21 protein-coding genes are annotated in these 21,234 nt (G+C 64.4%); 9 read left to right on the top strand and 12 right to left on the bottom strand.

The features are described from left to right. Window positions 1–254 precede the first annotated feature (254 nt). From UNPF46_RS24590 to UNPF46_RS24560, 7 genes are all read right to left on the bottom strand, one after another. The gene (locus UNPF46_RS24590; protein ID WP_181770091.1) at window positions 255–1,034 is read right to left on the bottom strand and encodes a cytochrome c3 family protein; all 780 of its coding nucleotides are present in this window, start codon (window positions 1,032–1,034) and stop codon (window positions 255–257) included. After that, on the bottom strand, window positions 1,031–1,738 hold the full coding sequence (locus tag UNPF46_RS24585; protein WP_142251716.1) for an iron reductase: 708 nt from the start codon (window positions 1,736–1,738) through the stop codon (window positions 1,031–1,033). Before UNPF46_RS24585 ends, UNPF46_RS24590 begins: the two co-directional genes overlap by 4 nt. A gap of 1 nt (window position 1,739) precedes the next feature. Then, a complete protein-coding gene (locus UNPF46_RS24580; RefSeq protein ID WP_100179761.1) occupies window positions 1,740–3,686 on the bottom strand; it encodes a 2Fe-2S iron-sulfur cluster-binding protein in 1,947 nt (648 codons plus the stop codon). Window positions 3,687–3,709: 23 nt separating this feature from the next. Further along, entirely contained in the window at window positions 3,710–4,417 is a 708-nt protein-coding gene (locus UNPF46_RS24575; protein ID WP_142251715.1) for a Spy/CpxP family protein refolding chaperone, read from the bottom strand. 121 nt (window positions 4,418–4,538) lie between these two features. Next, entirely contained in the window at window positions 4,539–4,952 is a 414-nt protein-coding gene (locus UNPF46_RS24570) for a DUF1622 domain-containing protein (protein WP_142251714.1), read from the bottom strand. After that, window positions 4,949–6,172: an OpgC domain-containing protein gene (locus UNPF46_RS24565; protein ID WP_142251713.1), complete on the bottom strand. Its 1,224-nt coding sequence runs from the start codon at window positions 6,170–6,172 to the stop codon at window positions 4,949–4,951. The genes UNPF46_RS24570 and UNPF46_RS24565 overlap by 4 nt, the downstream gene beginning before the upstream one ends. Window positions 6,173–6,278: 106 nt before the next feature. Further along, entirely contained in the window at window positions 6,279–6,503 is a 225-nt protein-coding gene (locus UNPF46_RS24560) for a hypothetical protein (RefSeq protein ID WP_142251712.1), read from the bottom strand. 108 nt (window positions 6,504–6,611) lie between these two features. Between UNPF46_RS24560 and UNPF46_RS37655 the strand changes: the two genes are divergently transcribed. After that, window positions 6,612–6,866 (top strand): hypothetical protein, encoded by a 255-nt coding sequence (locus UNPF46_RS37655; RefSeq protein ID WP_181770090.1) that lies wholly within the window; start codon window positions 6,612–6,614, stop codon window positions 6,864–6,866. A 99-nt stretch (window positions 6,867–6,965) separates the two neighbouring features. Here UNPF46_RS37655 and UNPF46_RS24550 read toward each other — a convergent pair whose 3' ends face one another. Further along, window positions 6,966–8,303 carry a S41 family peptidase gene (locus UNPF46_RS24550; RefSeq protein ID WP_100179758.1) on the bottom strand — a complete coding sequence of 446 codons (1,338 nt, stop codon included), beginning with the start codon at window positions 8,301–8,303 and terminating at the stop codon, window positions 6,966–6,968. 346 nt (window positions 8,304–8,649) lie between these two features. On the opposite strand from UNPF46_RS24550, the gene UNPF46_RS24545 reads away from it, so the two are divergent. From UNPF46_RS24545 to UNPF46_RS37650, 6 genes are all read left to right on the top strand, one after another. Next, window positions 8,650–9,783: an alpha-hydroxy acid oxidase gene (locus UNPF46_RS24545; protein ID WP_142251711.1), complete on the top strand. Its 1,134-nt coding sequence runs from the start codon at window positions 8,650–8,652 to the stop codon at window positions 9,781–9,783. Between the two features lie 30 nt (window positions 9,784–9,813). Then, window positions 9,814–10,437: an HAD family hydrolase gene (locus UNPF46_RS24540; protein ID WP_142251710.1), complete on the top strand. Its 624-nt coding sequence runs from the start codon at window positions 9,814–9,816 to the stop codon at window positions 10,435–10,437. A gap of 169 nt (window positions 10,438–10,606) precedes the next feature. Next, the gene (locus UNPF46_RS24535; RefSeq protein ID WP_100179756.1) at window positions 10,607–10,804 is read left to right on the top strand and encodes a hypothetical protein; all 198 of its coding nucleotides are present in this window, start codon (window positions 10,607–10,609) and stop codon (window positions 10,802–10,804) included. A gap of 216 nt (window positions 10,805–11,020) precedes the next feature. Beyond that, a complete protein-coding gene (locus UNPF46_RS24530) occupies window positions 11,021–12,232 on the top strand; it encodes a molybdopterin molybdotransferase MoeA (protein WP_100179755.1) in 1,212 nt (403 codons plus the stop codon). A gap of 175 nt (window positions 12,233–12,407) precedes the next feature. Continuing rightward, window positions 12,408–13,109, top strand: coding sequence for a transcriptional repressor LexA (gene lexA / locus UNPF46_RS24525; RefSeq protein ID WP_100181444.1), 702 nt, complete (start codon window positions 12,408–12,410; stop codon window positions 13,107–13,109). Between the two features lie 556 nt (window positions 13,110–13,665). Continuing rightward, on the top strand, window positions 13,666–14,100 hold the full coding sequence (locus tag UNPF46_RS37650) for a hypothetical protein (protein ID WP_174719157.1): 435 nt from the start codon (window positions 13,666–13,668) through the stop codon (window positions 14,098–14,100). A gap of 6 nt (window positions 14,101–14,106) precedes the next feature. Here UNPF46_RS37650 and UNPF46_RS24515 read toward each other — a convergent pair whose 3' ends face one another. Both UNPF46_RS24515 and UNPF46_RS24510 read right to left on the bottom strand, forming a co-directional pair. After that, window positions 14,107–16,386 carry a ComEC/Rec2 family competence protein gene (locus UNPF46_RS24515; protein WP_142251709.1) on the bottom strand — a complete coding sequence of 760 codons (2,280 nt, stop codon included), beginning with the start codon at window positions 16,384–16,386 and terminating at the stop codon, window positions 14,107–14,109. 95 nt (window positions 16,387–16,481) lie between these two features. Further along, window positions 16,482–16,715: a DUF2171 domain-containing protein gene (locus tag UNPF46_RS24510; RefSeq protein WP_015685840.1), complete on the bottom strand. Its 234-nt coding sequence runs from the start codon at window positions 16,713–16,715 to the stop codon at window positions 16,482–16,484. 154 nt (window positions 16,716–16,869) lie between these two features. Here UNPF46_RS24510 and UNPF46_RS24505 point away from each other — a divergent pair, with 154 nt between their 5' ends. Continuing rightward, window positions 16,870–17,523 (top strand): hypothetical protein, encoded by a 654-nt coding sequence (locus UNPF46_RS24505; protein ID WP_142251708.1) that lies wholly within the window; start codon window positions 16,870–16,872, stop codon window positions 17,521–17,523. Here UNPF46_RS24505 and UNPF46_RS24500 read toward each other — a convergent pair. Together UNPF46_RS24500 and UNPF46_RS24495 are read right to left on the bottom strand one after the other, a co-directional pair. Further along, complete coding sequence (locus UNPF46_RS24500; protein ID WP_100179752.1) at window positions 17,486–17,872, bottom strand: nuclear transport factor 2 family protein; 387 nt, start codon at window positions 17,870–17,872, stop codon at window positions 17,486–17,488. The two genes, UNPF46_RS24505 and UNPF46_RS24500, sit on opposite strands and share 38 nt — an antisense overlap. An 8-nt stretch (window positions 17,873–17,880) precedes the next feature. Further along, a complete protein-coding gene (locus UNPF46_RS24495; RefSeq protein WP_142251707.1) occupies window positions 17,881–19,557 on the bottom strand; it encodes a glutamine--tRNA ligase/YqeY domain fusion protein in 1,677 nt (558 codons plus the stop codon). Between the two features lie 154 nt (window positions 19,558–19,711). On the opposite strand from UNPF46_RS24495, the gene gltX reads away from it, so the two are divergent. Then, the gene (gltX, locus tag UNPF46_RS24490; protein ID WP_142251706.1) at window positions 19,712–21,139 is read left to right on the top strand and encodes a glutamate--tRNA ligase; all 1,428 of its coding nucleotides are present in this window, start codon (window positions 19,712–19,714) and stop codon (window positions 21,137–21,139) included. Window positions 21,140–21,234 lie beyond the last annotated feature (95 nt).

The following is a 21,234-nucleotide window of genomic DNA, read 5'->3' as shown; positions in this document are numbered from 1 at the left end:
TGGCTTTCTCAAGCCAATCATCTGAGCACCGTTCCCTTGACCCGGAACGTATAGCTCTGGTTGCAAGGACGGCCAACAGAAAACGACACAGGCGGCATCGTCAACGCAAGAGCGACGATGAGCGTCGTGCACTCCGCGGAATTTCAAGGCTCGGCGCCCATTGTGCCGTGCGATTCAGCGCGAAATGAGCCTCATATTTTTTTCGCTGGATTCTGTAATGTGAAGCACCCATCTCCGTCGCACACTCGCGCCGGTCAATGATGCTTCATCCAGCCGACGCCTTTGATGTCGTTGAACGAGTCGGTTCTGTGACACAGAAAGCATTGATCGACCGATGCGTGCTCCTGCCCCGCGATCATCCGATCCATCATGACGAAGTGTCCCATATAGTGGCTCGGCGGCGCCTGATGGCATTGGGCGCAGTCCTTCGACGTCGGCGAAGGGTGCAGGAAGCCGGCGATTTTCCAGGACGCGAGCCCATGACAATCCGCGCAGTCCCGTCCGAACAATTCGCGGTGCGGCTCCCGGTTGCTGTGGCAGCTGGCGCAATCGAGCTCCGCCCTTTCCCGCCGGTCGGACTTTGGCAGGCCCAGAAATGTCTTCAGGTCCGCCGTCAGTTGATGGGAATCGGCCCGGTCGAACAATGCCCCGCCGGGGGAAGGCCGAGCGACCTGCAGCAGTGAGGCGTGATCCATCCTGATCGGTCGCAGTTCGCCGATGTGCTCGAGATGGCAGCCGGAACATTGACTGCCCGCCGCGGCGTGAAATGCCGTCGACTGCTTGGCGAGATCCGCGGCGGAAGGCGCGTGACAGGAGATACAGGCCACCGGATCGACGCCCCTGAACGGCGTATGGCAGCTCTCGCATCTGTCGGACAGAAATGCATGCTTCCCGGACAGCGGCCCGGGCGTCACAAATCTCGTCCAGCCCGGGACCAGCTCGGCGCTGCCCTGATAGAGAGCGATCGATACGACGGCCGCGCTTGCGACGGCCAATGTCGCGACTACGGCGTAGAGCACGCCCCTGATCGTCACGCCAGCCACCGCAGCCCGTAATAGACCTCGGCCACCACATGCACCGCGAGCAGCGCATACATGACGATCGCCGCCACGACATGCAGCCCGATCCACTGCAGGAAGATCTTCTTGATTGCTTCGCTCGATCCTATCGCCGATTCGAGATCGGAAATGCCATCGACGAGTTGCAGCACGGGCACGTTCGGCAGCGCCGATGCGGGCACCGCGGCCCCGTCGCGCACCACCCGATCGGGCGACGACATCGCCGACGCCATGTGCTCGTAGGCCGATCTCAAGGTCGCCAGATGCGACTGCTGCCGGCGCAGCTCCATCGCGGTCTGCGGCAGGTAGTAGCGCCCGACAAATCCGGTGACGACAACGACCAGCATGCTGGTCACCAGGGCGATCCCAAGCGGGCTTTGAAACTTGTGACCGGTATGCAGAAGCGCGACGAATGCCGCGGCGATTCCGGCATAGGCGTGAAACGCGAGGAGAGTCGGCATCGACACGCATCGCGTGACCAGGATCTTCAGACCCACGCTGTATTTCGTCATCGGATACACGAGAAGAAGAAGCATCAGCACGGCCGCACCGGCCCCGAGGACAAAGCCCGCCAGGCTTCCCGCGAACCGGCTGTCGGAGTGCAGCAGGAAAGCCGGCACCAACAGCAACAGGGCCGCCAGGATGACATCGACGATCAGACGCTCTCTGCCGTCCATCATGTCAGGCCTCGACGACCAGATCTCCGACCGATCTCGCCTGGCAGGCCAGGATCAGACCGTTCGTCTTGTCGTCTGCGGTCAGGGCGTCCTGGACTTCCATCGTGACGTTTCCTTGCAACAGATGCGTCTTGCAGACGCCGCAGACCCCGACCCGACAGGAATAGTCGATCGAAACGCCCGCGCTCTCGGCCACCTCCAGGACGCTCTTATCCGGGGGCAGCGCCACAACCTTGTCGGAGGTCGCAAAGCGAATGGTGGCCGTTGCAGGACCGACTGTTGCAGCCGCTGGATTGCCGGACTCAGTTGCCGGCATTTGCGCTTCTGCCGCGACCTTGCCGGGAGGCGGAACGGCGCCGCGTGCCGGTCCGAAGGCTTCCGTCTTGATCTGCTCGCGCGGCACGCCGAGGCCGACCAGCGTCTTCCGGAGCGCCTCCATCATTCCGGGCGGACCGCACAGATGAACGCGTCGTTTCACAAGATCCGGCACGGCCCGGGTCAGGAACTCGGCCGTGATCTGCCCCTCGCTTCCCATCCAGGACGTGCCTGCAGCGCGCACCATCGTGGCCGCGACATGCAGATTGTTCATCCTGCGCTGGAGATATTCCAGCTCGTCCCGGAAGATGAATTGCTCGGTCGTCTGCGCGCCATAGACGAGGTAGATCTGGCCCGGCCATGCAATATCCGAGAGGTACCGGATCGCCGCCATCAGCGGCGTGATGCCTACCCCGCCACCGATCAGGACGACGCTGTCGGCCTCCACGCCGGTGAATGTGAAGGCACCGGAGGGACCGGTAACCTCGATGAGGTCGCCCTCCTTCAGATGGCCATGCATGTAGTCGGACAGAAGGCCGTCGTCTTCACGCTTGATCGTGGTCTCGACATAGGCGGTCTGGGCGGCGGACGATGCGATCGTGTAGGAACGTCTGACGACCTTTCCATCGATCTCGATGGCATAGGTCAGGAACTGTCCCGGCAGGAACGCAAACGGAATCGCGCCGCCGTCTGGCGCTTGCAGACGGAAGGTCTTCACGTTCGGCGTCTCTCGATAGATCGCGCAGATCCTCAGCCTGCCCTTCCAGGAGCGGCTCGCTCCGCCCCGTTGCGGCTGGCGATCCGTCTCCCGGGGCACTGACGCCTCGGGCTTGGCGTCCGACACGTTGGCGGCCGGCGTGGACACGAGGGGCGCGGCAGCAGCCGGAGCGACCGCGCGTGTCAGCCGGTCGACCAGCGCATTCGCCCGGCGCATGCGCGCGATGTAGACGGCAAGCATCGCAAGCGAGAACAGCACCAGCAATGCCATGGTCGTAACGTGAAACCAGGAGATTCCCGGTGCGCCGTCATCGCCATCCATGGCGCCTCGCTGCGGCAGCAGGTTCATCTGCGATTTGAACCAGGCCTGCGCGATCTGCTGCGGCGGCTTGCCCTCGTGCAGCGAATGCAGCGCGACCACGCCGCTCTGAACCGCGTTCAGGGATTCGCGAAGCCGCCGCGACGCCCGATCCGCGGCGACAACATCGCCTCCGGCGATTGCGTGCCGCAGGTCCATTTCGGCGGCCGCCAACCGATCGGCCTCCGTGCTGATCCGCTCGCGCGCCTGGGCCTCCAGGCTGCTCCGCTGTTCGGCAGACAGCGACGGCATCTCCATCAATGCCGGGTAAAACTCCTTGCGCGGCCGGCCCATCATGCCGTCCATTCCGCCCATCATCCCCGGCGTGGCGCCGCCGGGCGGCGCGCCGGCCGCACCGCCTGAGGAGCCGGACGCTGCGGGATGATGTGCGGCGTGGTCGTCCTCTGCCTGCGCCAGCTCCCACCCCTGAGCGACCTGCCCTGTCGGATGCGCGCGGCCGAGGCCGAAGTCCGATGCAGGCACGGCATTTGCCGCAAGCTGGCCCGTCAGGACGACGAGCGCAGACAGGCCGGCTCGACAACGAGGGGACAGACCGAACATGATCCCGCTCTCGACGTCAGCGCTCAGAACGACGCAATCAGAGGCATCAGGATCGTGTCCGCGGTCTGCTTCTGGCTCTCGTTCAACGACGCATAGAGCCTCGTGAAGGCCGCGCGAGCCGCCTTGAGGGCCTCCAGGCGCTCGGACAGGTGCCGCTCGTAATGCTCCAGGCGGTCGGCGCTTCCAAGCTTGTCGTCCATTGCGAGCATCTTGCGCGCATCCAGCAGGTGCTGTCGGCTCGACCGCAGGGCATCAGCCACGTCATTCCAATCGGCAGCCTGCTTGTCGCTGATCTGCAACTCCGCCTTCAGAAATGCGATCCGCCCTTCGAGCCGCTCGGTCACGTCCGCCGGGCCGCTCGTCGCACTGCTGCCGCCAGACGACCCCATCTGGCCGCGCATCATCTTCTCCATCATTTGCATCATCTGCATCATGCCGGAATTGTCCTGGCAGCCGCTGCCCTGGCAGTCCCGCATCTGGCCCTGCGGCTGCATCTTCATCTTGTCGTCGTTCATCCGACCGCCGCTCATGTTCTGCGGCTGACCCGTTGGCCGGCCCATATTCATCTTGTCGCTGGAATCCGACGGCGCCGGCATCTTCGACATCTTGTCGTCATCCATCATCGCGGTCCGGGTAGGACCGGCGGCGATTGCGGGCAACAGCCCAACCGGCCCCAGGGCGAGGACGGCAAAGGCGGCTGCGCTCACGACGAGATTTTTCGGACGATTCATGGTCATTCTCCGGAGGTTGATTTGGATAGTCGTCTGCTCATCGAGGTCGACGATGACGGCAGCGATGTGCGGGTCAGGTCATATAGACGCGAAGCGCCGCCAACTCTTACGCGCAGATGCGTCAAAGGCTGCCGCGTCCCGCATCCCGTACCTCGCTGTCATGCCTTCGCCACGGCCATCGCCCCTCGATTTCAATCTGGAGCGAGAAGCTCAGAAAGGTGCGGATCACGATGATCAGTGCCAGGATGCCAAGCCGGTCGAACGACGGCACTATCGCGACCATGCCGATGATGTCGGCGGCGATCAGGAATTCGAGGCCAAGCAGGATGCCGCGACCAAGATTGGCGCGATAGGAACGAAATGCGTCGGCGGGCGCGCCGTGCCGCATCTCATTCAACGACCAGACCGTCGCGGCCAGCACGCCACAGACGATGACCACCACGCCGAGCAGCTCGATGGTCGATGCGGCCCAGTGCAGACCATGCAGAATGACGCCCTGTATCTCTTCGGCGAAGATCAGCTCGGACGTTATCATCCGCCCGCCTCCTCGCCGGCCGAACGGCTCCTGTCGACGCCCTTCGACCATGTTCGGTAGTAGGCGACGATCGTCATGATCCACAGACCGGCGGCGCCGACCAGCAGCTGGGCCCACAACCCCTCGGATCCGGACTCGAGCACGAAATGCGCGACGAACGACAGAAAGAGGCCGACACAGAACACGGACAGCGACTGCTGGCCGCATCTGATCAAGGGTTGGAGCACCGGTGACCTCAGACCGGGCCAGTCGCTCGGAATGAGCGAGACGACGATGAACACCAGGCTCGCCAGATGGATGACGCGATAAGGACCCAGATTGGTCTTGTCGTTCGGAATGAAGATAGCGGCGAGACCATCAGGAATGTAGCCCCGCAATCCCGGAATTCGTTCAGCCAGCGTCATCGCCAGCGCGAAGAGCAGGACACCGCAGCTCAGGACGAGTAACGTGCGGGACGACAGCAGCCAGCGGCTTGCCGTCGCCCCGCCCAAGGCGAGCCAGGCTCCGAATACGAAGAGCAGTTGCCAGGCGAACGGATTGAAATACCAGACTCCAGCCGGATAGGACGGCAGATTCAATTCGTAATGCCGGGCGGCCAGATAGAGACCGAGCGAGCCGATCATCACTGCATTGCGCCATCGCAGAATGAACCAGAGCACGACGGGAAACGCGGCCATCAGCACGATGTAGAGCGGCAGAACGTCGAGATTGAGCGGCTTGAACGTGAGTATCAGACCCTGCGAGAGCGTCTCGACGGGAAAATTCATGAGCGGCGCGACGTTGAACTGATCCATCAGATGCAGATCGTCAAAGCTGTGCGCGATGTAGTGCACGGCCGTGAGATAGACCAGGAACAGCAGCAGGTGAGCGACATAGAGCTGCCACACCCGCCGCAGCAGCCGGGTTGCACCGATGACGAAGCCACGCTCCATCATCATCGAGCCGAATACGAACGTCGCGGTGTATCCGGAGATCAGCACGAACAGATCGGCGCCATCGCTGAAGCCGTAGTTCCGCGTCGTGAACCAGGCGAGCGCAGAATCCGGAATGTGTCCGAGAAAGATCAGCCAGTTCGCCAGACCGCGAAACAGGTCCAGGCGCACGTCGCGCCGTGGCTTGACCAGCACCGACCTGATCGTGATCGTCTCCCACAGTCGGCGGTGCAAGAGAAACGCAACTTGCAGGGACCGACCGGGGGCGTGAATGGTCTCGTCGGTCAACGGTGCGTTCTCCATCTCTGCGGTCAACTTTCGTCGGATCGCCGCCGTGTCGCCGCTCATTCGCGCGGCACGCTAGGTTGCGTCATTGATGCTGGTTTGACGGACATCAAATTCGATCGACGCGCCAGCCAAATCTTTTTGTGGTCAGATCGCGTAATGAATCGAGGCGCCCGTCGTCCCGACGTCTCTCGGCATGATCGAGGCCCTTGCGCGCGACCTGCGATTTCCAGCAGCGGCGAGAATTTTTCTCTGTAAGAAGATCGACGTTTCTCGTCGCCTGCGGCAACACGACGATCCGCGCAACGACGCACGCGAGTGCGCGCGTCGACATTTGATCTTGCTCAACCTACACAATCAATCTCCAGGTTTGGTTGCTGCTCGATCGAGCCACCGGGACTTGATTGACACCAACTCGACGAGATCAACAGGAGAAACCAGAATGAGTCACCGCAAGCTGATCGTCGCCGCAACGATCATGTCGTTCGTTGCGTTGCCCGCCATGGCGCAGACGAACACGACCGATGAGAAGAACGGCCATCACTATTCGGGCGGACCGAAGACCGAGGTCCCTCACCATATGGGCAAGAAAGGGAGTGACGGCGGGACGACCAGCGGATCTGGCGGCAGCCATCATTACGGCGGCGGACCGAAGACCGACGTCCCGCATCACACGGGTCCGAAGAAGCAGCAATGACGATCGCGCAGTGATTCCGCCGCTCGCGAGCGCCCAAAACAAAACCGCCCGGAAGCGGCCATCCGCTTCCGGGCGATCGATGTCTGGAGGTCGTAAGACCTAGTTCGGCACCGCGGTCTTCGAGGCGGGCTTGGACGCAACGGCGTTGGCGCTGACGCCGTGCAGAAAGTCGAAGGCCGCGTGCAGGGCCTTGTCGTCCTCTTCCTTCGGTGGAACGTAGGATTGCGATCCGGTCTGCTCGGTGCCGTCGGCGGCCGACAGATGCCCGCGCATCTGGGACTCCGCCATGGTGTCCATCCGGCCCTTCAGCTCGGGCGGCACGTCCTGCAGGATCTCGATGTCGGGGGCGATGCCCTGGGCCTGGATCGAACGGCCCGACGGCGTGTAGTAGCGCGCCGTGGTCAGCGCCAGCGCGCCATTGCCGGCGCCGAGCGGAATGATGGTCTGCACCGAGCCCTTGCCGAACGAGCGCGTGCCGATGATGGTGGCGCGCTTGTGGTCGTGCAGCGCGCCAGCGACGATTTCCGAGGCCGAGGCCGAGCCGCCATTGACCAGCACCACCAGCGGCTTGCCCTTGGTGAGATCGCCGCCATGGGCGGTGAAGCGCTGGGTCTCTTCCGGATTGCGGCCGCGGGTCGAGACCACCTCGCCGCGCTGCAGGAAGGCGCTCGACACCGACACGGCCTGGTCGAGCAATCCGCCCGGATTGTTGCGCAGGTCGACCACGTAACCGACCAGCTTCTCCTGAGGGACATCCTTGGTGATCGAGGCGATCGCCTTCTTCAGGCCGTCGGTGGTCTGCTCGTTGAACGATGTGATGCGGACATAGCCGATGTCGCCGTTCTCGACGTGGAAGCGCACCGGACGGACGTGAATGATCTCGCGCTTGATCGCGACGTCGAGCGGGGCATCGGCGCCCTTGCGCACGATGGTGAGCTTGGTCTGGGTATCGACCGGGCCCTTCATCTTGTTGACGGCCTGCTCGAGCGTCATGCCCTGCACCGCCTCGCCGTCGATCTTGCTGATGAGGTCGCCGGACATCAGGCCGGCCTTCGAGGCGGGCGTATCGTCGATCGGCGAGACGACCTTGACGAGCCCCTCCTCCATCGTGACCTCGATGCCGAGGCCGCCGAACTCGCCGGAGGTGGTCTCCTGCATCTCGGTCCAGGCCTTGGCGTTCATGTAGCGCGAGTGCGGATCGAGCGAGGTCACCATGCCGGTGATGGCGCCTTCGATCAGCTTGGCATTGTCGGGCTTCTCGACATAGCTCGCCTTGACGCGCTCGAACACCGTGCCGAACAGGTTGAGCTGGGAATAGGCGTCGTCCGCGCCCGCCGCCGCCCGTGCCGCCCAGACACCGCCGTGCGGGCTGGCTACCAGAAGGGTCAGACACGCTCCGGTGAGCGCGCCAAGTGGGAACAGCAGGGATTTCCGCATGGAGGGACTGGCCTTTTTGCTTGGCGGTTCGCTTGTCTTTCGAGACTTGCTTTTCTTTCGAGACTAGCTTTTCGAGACTTGGAAGTCGCCCATGCAATTGGCGATCCAGTCGGCTTCTCACAATACCATTCTGGTTTCTTCAAGGCCGGGAGGCCGCGCCGACCCGTCCTGCGCAGAAATCGCTTCGTTCGGACCTAAACTTTTGGCAACGTTGCAGGACTGGTCCGCCCGCAAGCGGAATCGGTGGGCCGGCCCATGCCTCGCAGCTATGCGATTTTAGGATGGTTTTGGAGGGCTGGACGGGTTAGGCGATGACATAAGGCTTCAAATTCTCGGGAGGATAACAATGAACGAAGCACCCCGCATCCGGCCGGAACGGAACGTCGAACTCGGCGCCAGCAACGAGCCGTTCCAGAACCTGCACGAATTCATCCGGAAAGCGCGGGCCAACCTCAACCAGAACGCCTGGGACTACATCGTCGGCGCCGCCGAGACCGAAACCACGATGCGCCGCAACCGCATGGCGCTGGACGAGATCGCCTTTCGCCCGCGCGTGCTGCGTGACGTCCGCAAGGTGGACGGCTCGGTTCAGCAGTTCGGTCGCAACATGCGCCTGCCGGTAGTCCTCGCCCCCGTCGGCGCCCTTGAGATCTTCGATCCGGACGGCGCGGCGAGCGTGGCGCGGGGTGCCGGCACTTTCGGTGCGGCGCACATGCTGAGCTCGGTGTCCGATCCGGGCCTGGAGAAGACCGCCGAGGCCGCCCCCGATGCGCTCCGGCTCTACCAGCTCTATGTCCGAGGCGACGACGCCTTCGTTGCGGATGTGGTCAGCCGCTCCGAGGAGAACGGCTATGCCGGCTTCTGCCTGACCGTCGATACCGCCCATTACAGCCGTCGCGAACGTGACATCGCCAAGCGCTACGTTCGCGAAAGCCGCCTGCGCGCCACCGGCGGCGACTACCAGAAGGGCCTTGAGTGGCGGACCGTGAAGATGATCAAGGACAAGTTCAAGATCCCGCTGATCCTCAAGGGCATCGCCACCGCCGAGGACGCCCTGATCGCGGTCGATCACGGCGTCGAGTGGATCTACGTCTCCAACCATGGCGGCCGCCAGCTCGACCATGGCCGCGGCGCCATGCACGTGCTCCCGGAGATCGTCGACGCCGTGAAGGGCCGTGCCAAGATCATGGTCGACGGCGGCATCTGTCGCGGCACCGACATCGTCAAGGCGATCGCGGCGGGTGCGGACCTCGTCGGCATCGGCCGGCTGCAATGCTGGGCGCTGGCGGCGGCCGGCGAAGCCGGCATCACGCGGATGCTGGAGCTGCTGGAGGACGAGGTACTGCGCTGCCTCGGCCTGCTGGGGGCCACGTCGTTTGCCGAAGTGAACAAGTCCTGCCTGCATCCAGCGACCGCAACCAACGCGCCGAGCGTGTTCAGCGCGTTCCCGCTGTTCGACCACGAGCCTTATCGATACTGATCGGCCGACACCGAAGTGAAAAGGACGCAGGTGACATCGCTCTCTCCCGGCAGCGCGGATGCGCTTCTGTTCGATCTCGGGCGCGTGGTGCTCGACATCGACTTCTCCAAGGCGATCGACTGCTGGGCGGGGCATGCCGGCTGCAGACCGGAGTCGATCGTCGCGCGCTACGTGCGCGACGAGGCCTACCGGCTGCATGAAGTCGGCAAGCTCAGCGATGCGGATTATTTCACCTCGTTACGAGCTTCGCTCGGAATCGGCATTTCGGACGCGCAGTTCCTGGAGGGCTGGAACGCGATCTTCGCCGGCGAGATGCCTGACATCGCCGAGCTGTTGCCGCGTGCCGCCAAGCAGATGCCGCTCTACGCCTTCTCCAACACCAACCGGCCGCATGTCGACTATTTCTCGAGGGAATATGCCGACCTGCTCGGCCATTTCCGAGAGTTGTACCTGTCGTCCAGTATCGGCTTGCGCAAACCGGACGCGGAGGCTTTCGACCATGTCGTGGCCGCGATCGGCGTGCCTGCGGAGCGCATCGTGTTCTTCGACGATCTCGCCGAGAACATTGAGGGAGCGCGGGCGCGTGGATTGACGGCAGTGCACGTGACGTCGCCGCGCGACGTGGGGAACGCCCTGAAGGCATTAGGCATCTAAAGCCAGCCCGACGCCACCGAAGGCCAGTTGCGAGCACGCTTGCCGGAACTAAACTTGCTGAAAATTTGGAACCTGATCACTTTGTGCATTTTTGTACAGAGTTCCGGGAACGGTTTGCCCCCCTTCGGACTCATGAGTCCGTTGGGACTTCTACATCGGACTGATCGACGTGCTGGGCAAAACCTATCTCACCAAGCAAGCCTCTCTCCTGCTCGAATTCGCAAGAACCACCTCGGATTCGGACCTTTCCGCCAAGCTGATCAGCAAGGCCGCGGACCTGAAGTCGCAGGCCGATCCGCTCCCCGACAAGGATCAAGGCCCCCAAGCGCCCGACGTCGCGCTTCCTGACGGACCGACGGGAAGCTGACCGATGCCGACCATGGCGCTCGGCATTCTCGTCCTGGCCATGGCCGCCCTCCTCCCGATCTCTCTCGGCTCCTGAATCATGCCCCGGCGGAGTTGAGCTTCCTCCTCCGCGGAGATCACGCAGGATAAATCATCCTCCGGTGCTGCTTTGCCTTGCGTCTGCACTCGGCTAGAACTCTCGCCGCCCATTACCGCCGTGCTCAGCAGGAGTCTTGCCGTGGCCTTGATGCCGGTTTCCGAAGCCCTTGCTGCGGTGCTGGCGGGTGCCGAACCGCTGCCCGAACAGATGGTTTCGCTCGACGAAGCCTATCATCGCGTGCTCGCGCAGGACGTCGCGGCGCGACGCACGCAGCCCCCGCAAGCCATGTCGGCGATGGACGGCTATGCCGTACGCGCGGCCGATGCCGCGAAGATCGATTCCAGGCTGACGGTGATCGGCGAGGTCGCAGCGGGACGTCCCTTCGCCAGATTGGTCGGCGCCGGCGAAGCCGTGCGGATCTTCACCGGCGGCGTCGTTCCCGACGGGGCGGACGCCGTCGTGATCCAGGAGGACACCGTTGCGGAAGGCAACAGCGTCACGATCAAGGAGGCCGCGATCACCGGACGGCACATCCGCCCGGCCGGCGTCGATTTCCGCGAGGGTGACATCCTCCTGCGCAAGGGAACCCGCCTGACGGAGCGCGATCTTGCGCTGGCCGCGGCGATGAATCACCCGCTCCTTGCCGTCTGCCGCCGTCCGAAGGTCGCGATCCTCGGCACCGGCGATGAACTGGTGAGGCCAGGCACAACGCCCGGGCCCGGCCAGATCGTCTATTCGAACGGCTACGCCCTGCACGCGCTGGCCCGCAGCGAGGGCGCCGAAACCATCGACCTCGGCGTCGCCGCCGATACGCTTGCAGCCACCTCCGCCGGAATCCGGCGCGCCCGCGAGAGCGGTACCGACATCCTGATCACGACCGGCGGCGCGTCGGTCGGCGACCACGATCTGGTTCAGCAGGCGCTTCGGGACGAAGGCATCGCGATGTCGTTCTGGAAGATCGCGATTCGGCCCGGCAAGCCGATGATGCACGGACGGCTCGGCGCCATGCGCGTGATCGGCCTGCCCGGCAATCCCGTGTCGTCCTACGTGTGCGCCTTCCTGTTCATGGTGCCCCTGATTCGCGCGCTGTCGGGCCGCTCCGTGATTCATCATCGTCGCGAGCGCGCCGTGCTCGGCCGCGATCTCGGCGCCAACGACCAGCGCGAGGATTATCTGCGCGCCCGCCTGGAGCCGCGCGAGGACGGCGCGCAGATCGCCATTCCCGTCAACCACCAGGACTCCTCTCTGCTTGCGAATCTCGCTGCGGCACAGGTACTTCTCGTGCGCCCACCGTTTGCGCCGAAGGCCGAAGCCGGCAGCCCTTGCGAGGTGTTGCGGCTCCCCGCCTGAACTGCGTGGCACACGCATTCCGCGAGTTTCGCTTCGTTCACGGTAAATTAAGCAGTTGCGGAACATGTATCGAACATATAGTGTCCGTTCATGATTTGTTTCGAGGATGTAGCGGCTTATCGCTGAATTCATCGTCTCGGAATCGAACGACATCAACCGGGGGACTTTGGTCGAGATGTTAACGCGCAAACAATACGAGCTTCTGCGGTTCATCAGCGAACGTTTGAAGGAAAGCGGCGTGCCGCCTTCTTTCGACGAGATGAAGGATGCGCTCGACTTGCGCTCGAAGTCAGGCATCCACCGCCTGATCACCGCGCTCGAAGAGCGCGGCTTCATCCGCCGCCTGCCCAATCGTGCCCGCGCCATCGAAGTGATCAAGCTGCCGGAGCTGCAAGCTGCCGCCAGCAACCGGCGCGGCTTCACGCCGAGCGTCATCGAGGGCAATCTCGGCAAGGTCCGCGCGAGCTCCAGCTTGCCCGCGGACGAGGGCGAGCGGCCCGTGGCGGTGCCCGTGATGGGCCGTATCGCGGCCGGCACGCCGATCGAGGCGTTGCAGACCCGCAGCCACACCATCAGCGTGCCGCCCGACATGCTCGGCTCCGGCGAGCACTACGCGCTCGAAGTGCGCGGTGATTCCATGGTCGAAGCCGGCATTCTCGACGGCGACATGGCGCTGATCCAGCGTAACGAGAGCGCCGATACCGGCGACATCGTGGTGGCTCTGATCGACGACGAGGAGGCCACGCTCAAACGCTTCCGCCGCCGCGGCGCTTCGATCGCACTCGAACCTGCCAATGCCGCCTACGAGGTGCGTATCCTGCCACCGAACCGCGTGAAGATTCAGGGCAAGCTGATCGGGCTTTACCGGAAGTACTGAGTCCGTAAGAACTCGATACGGAATTCTCCGGCGCCGTTTACGCGCCTTCGGTCGGCAGCGCCGATCAAGAAGATTGGAGCGGATGATGGTCCGCCCCGGCTGGATGGTCGTTCTGGTTCTGCGCAGACTGTCCGGCCCTCCTCCATGGCGACCTCCGCGGCAGGTCGCGCGAAACGATGTCGCATCGCGGCCGAGGCGACCGCCATGCGCCAGATCGTCCTGAAGGGAGCGCGCCGGCGCTGATCGCAGCATCAGCGTCGAGCCGCTCGCTGGTCGGGCCGTTCGCTGCGAGGAGGCAGCGCGCGGGCAAATGCGCATTGCTATCGCAGCCCCGCAATCGCGCCGGCGATATCCGGACACCGCCGCAACGCATGCCTGCAGAATGCACGGAAGCCGGCATTGTTCCCATGCGAGTCGGGAAAGATAATGTGATCGCGGCGCGCGGATTGCAGCCGTAGATTTGCCTACAACCAAGCAGAGCGTTGCGTGCTTCCACTCCGAGGCCTGTGCCTCCAAGTGAGGTGCGGGTCGTCATCTTCGCATGAGGAGCAACCCGATGTGTGACTACAGCCTGCATGCCGTCGCGACGCGCCCCGCTGAAGTCGGCGAGACGATCGTCACGACAACGTTCCGCGGCACCTCGACGCGCGGCTTCGCCTCCGAAGCAGATCTCTCCGTTGCGGTCTGCCTGCTGCCGGGAACGGAGCTCGCCTTCGCCGACAACGTTCGTTACGACAATCGCTGGATCTGGACGCGCACGGTCAATTCCCGCGTCGGCAAGTTCGGCAAGATCGATCCGCACATTCCCGATCGTCATCATGACGCGATCGAATTCCCTGACGGCAAGTACGTGCTGGTGACGCAGCTCGTCGAAGGCCAGCGCGCAACCGTGCTGCAGCTGCCGGTGACGCAGCCGGTCGTCGAGCGCGAGCACAAGCCGCAGATCATCGCCGACAGCCGGTCGCCCATCGCGCCCTTGCCGACGGGCTGACAGGGCTCAGTCCTCGGCCTGAACATCGGCCTCCGATGGGGTCGCATCCTTGCTGCGCGGAACCGCCGGCCGCGGCATGAGGCCTGCTTCGAGATCTCCATCGCCGGCGGCCGCCGGCGACCAGGGCCGGTTCGTGCCCCTCGCCCTCACCGCCTCAATCGAAAAGCCGTCGCCGCGCCGCGTCAGAGCCAGCGCGCCCTGACGAACCAGCCGCGGCCGGTCCACCACCATCGCCGCACAATCGGTCGGCGCGGGCCGCGAGCTCACCACCAGGGCAGCGCGGCTGCAATCGTCCACCAACGCGTCGATGCGAAAGGCCAGCGCCACCAGCCGCCCGTCGGCGAGCGGCGTGACGCAACCCGCCTCGTCGCACGATATGCCCACAGCCAGCGAGGCGCTGCCGGCATCGCGCGGATCGGCGTCGGCCGCGAGCCACTCCTTCAGCAGAAAATTGTCCTTGCCCGTCCTGATCAGGTGCAGGCGCCCATCCCCGCCTCGCACGGCGACGCTGGCGCCGTCACCGGCAATCAGGATATCGGGCTGCCGCACCGACAGGCCCCATGCGATGGAGGCCAGCAGCACCACGGCACCGCACCAGCGCAAGGGCGTGCGCAACAGGCCCATCAGGATGATGCCGAGGCTCGCTGCGATCAACGGCGCGATGCCGAACGCCGGGATGCGGCCGACCGCGCCCGGCAATGCCGCCACCCAGCGCGACACCGCGACCATCCAGTCGATGCCGATCCCCATCAGCCACCAGAACACGCCGTCGAGTCCGAAGGGCGCCGCAAGCAGGCCGAGCAGCCCGGCCGGCATCACCAGCGCCGAGACCACGGGCATCGCACCGAGATTGGCGAGCACGCCGTAGGGCGTGACGCGGTGGAAGTGGAAAGCGGCATAGGGCGTGGTCGCAAGCCCTGCGATCAGCGAGGCCAGGAACAGCATCGCGATCTCGCGGCCGCCCCACAGCGCGACGCGCGCGGTCGCCGAATGATCGGGCGCGGCAAACAGGTTCGGCATGCCGATCTGCACCAGCGCAACGAGACCCAGCGTCGCGGCGAAAGACATCTGGAAGCTCGGATGCACCAGCGCCTCCGGCGCAACCGCGAGCACGATCAGCGCCGCCACGGCCAGCGTGCGGAAGGTGATGGCGCGGCGATCGACCATCACGGCAATCAGCACCACGGCGGTCATGAAGAACGATCTCTGCGTTGCCACCTCCGCCCCCGAGAGCAGCAAATAGAACGCGGCCGCAACCAATGCTGCGGCCGCCGACCATTTCTTGATGGCGAAGCCGACGGCAAGGCCCGGGATCAGCGCCAGCAGCGCACGCACCGCGAAGAACACGACGCCCGCGACCACCGCCATGTGATAGCCGGAGATCGAGAGCACGTGTCCGAGCCCCGAGATGAACATGGCATCGTTGACGGGCGCGGAGATTGCATCGCGCCGCCCGGTGAGCAGCGCCGTTGCAATCGCGCGGTTGTCGCCTTCCAGCGTTGCGCGGATGCGCGCGTCGATCGCATCGCGCAGGCCCTGCATGAAGGCGGCGTAGCGCAGCCGCAAGCCCCCGGCGTCCGGCGGCACGGAAGCCGTGATCCCGCCCATCACGAAGCCGGAGGCGCCGATGCCCTGAAAGAACATGTCGCGCGAGAAGTCGTAGCTGCCCGGGCGGACCGGCGAGAGCGGCGGCATCAGCCGTGCCTTGAGCTGCACGAAACTGCCGACCTCGGGCGCGGTGCCTTTGCGCACGGAGAGGCGGACGCGTTCGAGCTTGACGTCGCTGCGCTGCGCCTCCATGGCGGTGACGCGCAGCACGAAGCGGTCGGTGCGCTCACGGATGTCGCGCGTCTCGACGAAGCCCGCCAAGGACACCGAATAAAGCGGTTTTGCGAGCACCGTGTGCGCGATGCGCGCCGTCTTCCAGGTCGCCACGGCAAAGCCGGAAGCGAGCGCTGCAATCATGATCGCAGGCGCGAACAGCCGGCTCCGCCGCAACAGCACCGCGCCAAGCAGCAGTGCGATGGCCGTCGTCGCGACCACCCCCAGCACCGGCTCATGATCGGCAGCAAAATAGAGCGCGATGCCGCCGCCGAAGGCGACCGGCACCCACGGCAGCAGCCGTCCGGGGCCGGCTTCGGCGCGGGCCCATTCCCGTAGCGTTTCGACGATTGCGGGCCAGATGCCGAAGCCCGCAGGGACGAAGCCGCCGGCGGGCGCGGCGCGGCCGACCGGCCACGTCCCGGCAACTCCCTGGGACCGCACTGGCCGGCCCGGCTCCGCCATACCCCTGCACCTAACGCGACGTGATGGGCGCCGAGGCTACCGGAACGTGCGGCGGGGCGAATAGCGGTACAGACCGGGAACGAAGAGGGAGCGCCCTACTTTTCCTCTTCCATCGTCACGGCGACATCCGCCTTGGCGGACAGCCGCACCTTGTTCCCCTCGACACCGGCGACGAGCCCCTTGTCGATGAAATGATGATGGCCCTTGTGGCTGCCCTCGCCGCTGTCCTTCTTGGTCAGCTTGATGCGATTGCCTTCGACCTTGTCGACCGTGCCGACATGGACGCCGTCGGCGCCGATGACTTCCATATGCTCTGCGATGTTCTGCATGGGGTTTCTCCAATTGACCCTTCATAACGCGGAGAGCACGCCTTCGTTCGAATGAAGCGATCGCTTTAGCCGCCGCTTGACGCAGGACGCGCCGCATGCTTTGCGCAATCAAAGATTGCGCTTAATCATCCCCCTACCTTCGCGGCGACCGCTCATGACGAAGCCCCGTATTTCTGTCTTTCTCGTCCTTTCGCTCGTCAGCGGTGGCATCGCACGTGCTGAAACGGATTTTGAACAGCGAGTGAGGAAGAGCCACGAGAAAAATCCTGGCTCCAGTCTCGTCTTCATGCATGCTCGCTTGATCGAGGAGAGTTCGCGCGCGCCGATCTGTCAGCAAATCTGGGTCGACCTGCTCTCCGACAAGGAAAAGAAATTCTCCGTCAAGGTCCAGGATACACCGACATTGTTCGGTCGCGTCCTCAGCAGCGCGACTTACGGAGGAGCCATTATGCTGCCGGCGGGCAAATATGCCGTGCAATCTGTAAGCTGCGAAGGTGCCGCGGGCACCAAGCTCTTGGGGGAGTTCGCGCGATTTCGGGTTGGCTCGGATGAGATTGTAAATGCCGGGTCCCTCGTTATCGACTTTACTCGCGGCCCATTCCAGCTTTTGGAAAAGATGACCTTTACCGGCCGTACGAGTGTGGAAGATATGGGCGAGCAGGCCAAGGCCTCCCTCGCGGAGCGCTCGCCTGTCATTTTCCCGAAGGCGGTGAAGCGCCACATGATATCGAATCCGGCAACATCCGGAAATGCCTCAACCGGAGAATCCGCTAGATCAGCGGCGCCTGCGCCGAGGCGTGGTGGTTGACGATCTTCCAGTCGCCGTCTTCGCGGATGATGACCCAGCTCATCTTGACGACGAGATCGTCCCGCTCGCCGGCGAGGTCGAACGAGATGGTCGCGGCCATGTTGATCAGCTCGGGGCCGGCCAGCGCGGCGTGCATGTCGGAGAACACGGCGCTCGGCTTGTGCCACCGCGGCAGGCCGTTGAAATAGTCGGCAACGCCGTCCCTGCCCCGATAGAGTTTTGGGTTGGAGCCGAAGAAGAACGCGTTCTTCGAATAGAGAGACGACAGCGCGGCCGCATCGAGCGCAGAGAAGCCGGCGCACCATTTCGCGATGATGGCGGAAACGATGGCGCCGGCTTCGCTGCTCATGTCATCCCTCAACCTTTCGCGACTTCCTTCGCGAAGGTGTCGCGCAGGCCGATGGTGCGGGAGAACACCGGCTTGCCGGGCGTCGAGTCCTTGTCGCGGACGAAATAGCCCTGGCGCTCGAACTGCATCGGCTCGGTCGCGTTGCTCTCGGCCACCGAGGCCTCGATCCGGGCATCGGACAGGATCTCCAGCGAATTCGGATTGAGATCGGCCGCGAAATTCGAAGCGTCCGGGCTCGGGTTGGAGAACAGCTGGTTGTAGATGCGGACCTCCGCCGGCACGGACGTCGCCGCCGGCAGCCAGTGCATCGTCGCCTTGACCTTGCGGCCGTCGGGCGCGTTGCCGCCCTTGGTCGCGGGGTCGTAGGTGCAGCGCAGCTCCACCACCTCGCCCTTGTCGTTCTTGATCACGCCGGTGCATTTGACGAAATAGGCGTAGCGCAGCCGCACCTCGTTGCCGGGCGACAGGCGGAAGAACTTCTTCGGCGGGTTCTCCATGAAGTCGTCCTGCTCGATATAGAGCTCGCGGCCGAACGTGATTTTCCGCGTGCCCGCGCTGGGATCATCCGGATGGTTGATCGCCTCGAGCTCCTCGGTCTGGCCCTCCGGGTAGTTCTCGATCACGACCTTGAGCGGCTTGAGCACCGCCATGCGGCGCTGCGCGGTGCGGTTCAGCTCCTCGCGGATGCAGAACTCCAGCATGCCGACATCGACCACGCTGTTGGCTTTCGCGACGCCGATGCGCTTGACGAATTCGCGCAGCGCTGCCGGCGGCACGCCGCGGCGGCGCATGCCTGCCATGGTCGGCATGCGCGGATCGTCCCAGCCGGCGACATGGCCGTCGCGGACGAGCTGGGTCAGCACGCGCTTGGACAGCAGCGTATAGGTCAGGTTGAGCCGCGCGAATTCATACTGATGCGGCTGCGACGGCACCGGCAGCTTCTCGATGAACCAGTCGTAGAGCGGCCGGTGGTCCTCGAACTCCAGCGTGCAGATCGAGTGCGTGATGCCTTCGATCGCGTCCGACTGGCCGTGGGCGTAATCGTAGCTCGGATAGATGTGCCACTTGGTCCCGGTGCGCGGATGGTGCGCGTGCAGGATGCGGTACAGCACGGGGTCGCGCAGATTGATGTTGCCGGCGGCCATGTCGATCTTGGCCCGCAGCACGCGCGCGCCGTTGGGGAATTCGCCCGCCTTCATGCGGCGGAACAGGTCGAGGTTCTCGGCCACGCTGCGGTCGCGGAACGGCGAGTTCTTGCCCGGCTCGGTCAAGGTGCCGCGCGACAGGCGGATCTCCTCCTGGGTCTGGTCGTCGACATAGGCGAGCCCGTCGCCGATCAGCTTCTCGGCCCATTCGTACAGGCGGTCGAAATAGTCCGAGGCGAAGAACAGGTTCTTGCCCCAGTCGAAGCCGAGCCAGCGCACGTCGGCCTGGATGGAATCGATATATTCCTGCTCTTCCTTGACCGGATTGGTGTCGTCGAAGCGCAAATGGCAGCGGCCCGGAAACTCCTGGGCGATGCCGAAATTGAGCGCGATCGACTTGGCATGGCCGATATGCAGATAGCCGTTCGGCTCCGGCGGGAACCGGGTCACGATCTCCCTGTATTTGCCCTGGTCGAGGTCGGCCTGGATGATGTCACGAATGAAATCGCGCCCAACCTCAGCTGCCACCGGTTCTGTCATTACGAAAATCCTGTCGGGAAATCAGCGGTCCTTCTGCCAAATTCGCTGGGCTGAGCCAAGGGCTTAAGCGAGGTCTGGCGGTCCGCCACCGGGCTTTAGTTATGCTGCGGTCCTGTTATATACCACCGCCTCCAATGCATAGGCCCTGCCAAGAATGACCTCCCCCGTCGTCACCCGCTTCGCCCCCTCGCCGACCGGCTTCCTCCATATTGGGGGCGCCCGCACGGCGCTGTTCAACTGGCTCTATGCCAAGAAGCACGGCGGCAAGATGCTGCTGCGGATCGAGGACACCGACCGGGAGCGCTCCACCGAGGCCGCGATCGGCGCCATCCTCGACGGGCTGAAATGGCTGGAGCTTGGCTGGGACGGCGAGGTCATCTACCAGTTCAGCCGCGCCGCCCGTCACCGCGAGGTCGCCGAGCAACTGCTTGCCGACGGCAAGGCCTATCGCTGTTACGCCACCGCCGAGGAGCTCACCGCGATGCGCGAGAAGGCGCGCAGCGAGGGCCGCACCCGCCTCTACGACGGCCTATGGCGCGACCGCGACCCGGCCACGGCGCCGAGCGACGTCAAGCCCACCATCCGCCTGCGCGCGCCGCAGACCGGCGAGACCGTGATCGAGGACCAGGTGCAGGGCCGCGTGGTCTGGCAGAACGAGAACCTCGACGACCTCGTCCTGTTGCGCGGCGATGGCAACCCGACCTACATGCTCGCGGTGGTCGTGGACGACCACGACATGGGCGTCACCCATGTCATCCGCGGCGACGACCATCTGATCAACGCCGCCCGCCAGAAGCAGATCTACGATGCGATGGGCTGGACCCTGCCGAGCATGTCCCACATCCCGCTGATCCACGGGCCGGACGGCTCCAAGCTGTCGAAGCGGCACGGCGCGCTCGGCGTCGATGCCTACCGCGCCATGGGATACCTCCCCGCCGCGCTGCGCAACTATCTCGTCCGGCTCGGCTGGAGCCATGGCGACCAGGAGATCTTCTCGACCGAGGAGATGATCGCGGCCTTCGACCTCGCCAGCGTTGGGCGGGCGGCGGCCCGCTTCGATTTCGCCAAGCTGGAAAACCTCAACGGCCATTACATCCGCCACGCCGACGATCAATCGCTCGTGAAGATGTTCGAGGACGTGCTCGACCATCTCGTGCCCGCGCGCGACGAGCTTAAGGCCAAGTTAAACGACACCACGCGCGCGCAGCTGGCGAAGGCCATGCCAGCCCTGAAGGAGCGTGCCAAGACGCTGATCGAGCTGATCGACGGCGCCTACTTCATCTTCGCGGACCGGCCGCTGCAGCTCGATCCCAAGGCGCAGGCGCTGCTGACGCCAGAGAACCGCAAGTTGATCGGCCAGCTTCATTCCGCGCTGGAGAAAGTCGAGACGTGGAGCGGCGCCACCACGGAAGCTGCGCTGCGCGCTTTTGCCGAGGAAAATAGTCTCAAACTCGGCGCGGTCGCCCAGCCCTTGCGGGCCGCGCTGACCGGACGGACCACGTCGCCTGGTATATTTGAGGTTTTGGACGTCCTGGGACGCCAGGAGAGCCTTGGGCGGCTTAAGGATCAGTCTACGACGTAAGTCGATCATGCGTGCGGCGATCTTGCAGCGCACACAGCAATAATATACCCATCTCCCCGTACATTCTGGAACTTCCGGCCTGCCCCCAATGATCT

The sequence above is a fragment of the Bradyrhizobium sp. UNPF46 genome, from assembly GCF_006658625.1.
In the GTDB taxonomy this organism is placed as follows: domain Bacteria; phylum Pseudomonadota; class Alphaproteobacteria; order Rhizobiales; family Xanthobacteraceae; genus Bradyrhizobium; species Bradyrhizobium nitroreducens.
The sequence above is the reverse complement of the archived record's forward strand: the minus strand, read 5'-3'. Positions and strand labels throughout refer to the sequence as shown.